A 1,521-nucleotide genomic window follows, 5' to 3' on the forward strand; every position below is an offset into this window, starting at 1 on the left:
CGTCGTAGGTGATGATCAGCAGGCTGGTGTCCCACGCCGGTGAGTTGCGGATGGCCTCGTAGATCGCCTTGATGAGGCCTTCGCCGCCGTAGACGTCGTCCATCGGGTGCTGGGAGGAACCGCCCCGGTAGCTGCTGGTGATGTCGCCGTAGTTGGGCTCGATGAACGTGTACTGGCAGGTGTAGGGGCGCTGCAGGTCGGCGGCGAAGTGGGTGAGGGAGTTGGCGTCGAGCAGGGTGACGCCCTTCAGCGCCGATACCTGCGGGACCGCGCCGAAGACGGAGCCGTCCTGCGGGTCGTCGCTGTAGGCGTCGGTGTCGTCGTTGTAGATCCGCCAGGTGAGCCCGGCCCGCGTCGCCGCGTCGTAGATGCTGCCGCGGGGGTAGGTGAAGCCGAGCCCGGGAGTTTCCCACCCGACCATCTGGGTCTGGGTGGGGCTGTGGTCGAGGCCGGCCGATGAGGCGCCGTGGACGAAGAACCGGTTGGGCCAGGTCGGGCCGGGCAGCGACGAGAACCAGTGGTCGCAGATCGCGAACTCGGTCGCCAGCTGATAGAGGACGGGCAGCTGAGCTTTGCTATCGAAGCCGAGCATGATCTTGCCGATGTCGGCGCTGGCGGGCGGCGTTCCTTCTGTTGTGGTGGTTGCGTAGTTGGCGGCGAACCCGGAGAGGTTGACGTTCGGGTAGGGGCCGCCGGGCGGGTAACTCGCGTCCGGGCCGCCCAGTTGCTTGACGACGTCCTGGAACTCTTGACCGGGGTCGGTTGGCATGGCCGTGGGCGCGGGACTGCCAACCTGGTAGGTGACATCGTGGTAGACGTTGCTGTCGGCGGGTGTGGCGTGGGTGATACCCGGGATGCCGGACTGGCCGAAGAGGTTGTCGAAGGAGCGGTTCTCCAGCATCAGCACGAATACGTTGGTGATCTTCGAGAACTCGCCGAGCCTCGTCATCCCGTCGGTGCATCCGCCGGAGGCCAGGTTGATGTCGAAGCTGTCGGCGCTGACGGCGAAGGTGAGGTGCTGGTCGACATCCGCGCTCTGCAGCTGGCATTCCTTCCGGTGGGGGAAGGGAGTCGTGCCTGAGTTCTGGTAGATGCCCGGCGTCGACCCGCCTTCCACGGCGATGATGACTGACCACCAGTCGAGGATGCCATAGGAGCCCCAGCCGGTCTCGAACCGGACGGTCATCGGGCCCACGGTCTCCCCCGGGCTGGCGGTCCAGCTTCCGTTCTGGGTGCCGTCCGGGTCGTTCTGGTGGAAGAGCTTGATGTGGGCCGTTCCGTCAGTGGTGTTGGTGATGTAAACGTTGGCTTCGTGTTGAGTGGCCATGGCTGGGGGCTCACGCGTCCAATCGGATGGTGACGCCGGAGCGGTCTAGCCATCGGTTGATGTCGAGCAGGAACGCGATGGGGGTCGTGCTGCTGGGCTGGATGGCCATGAAGCCGGTGAGGCGCGGGTTTCGCGAGTACGCTTCGGCGAGCTGGTGGTGGTCGACCAGGTCGAACAGCGGCGCGCTCGGCTTT

The 1,521-nt window shown here is 65.8% G+C and carries 2 protein-coding genes; both read right to left on the reverse strand.

Annotated features, from left to right (window positions below; genetic code table 11):
• A partial coding sequence (locus WCB02_RS39285; RefSeq protein ID WP_423967737.1) for an alkaline phosphatase family protein occupies nt 1–1,327 on the reverse strand: 1,327 nt, incomplete at its 3' end.
• 10 nt (nt 1,328–1,337) lie between these two features.
• The coding region (locus tag WCB02_RS39290; protein WP_423967739.1) for a hypothetical protein at nt 1,338–1,521 on the reverse strand (184 nt) is incomplete at its 5' end.

This window comes from Bradyrhizobium sp. (genome assembly GCF_049581145.1).
Lineage (GTDB): Bacteria > Pseudomonadota > Alphaproteobacteria > Rhizobiales > Xanthobacteraceae > Bradyrhizobium.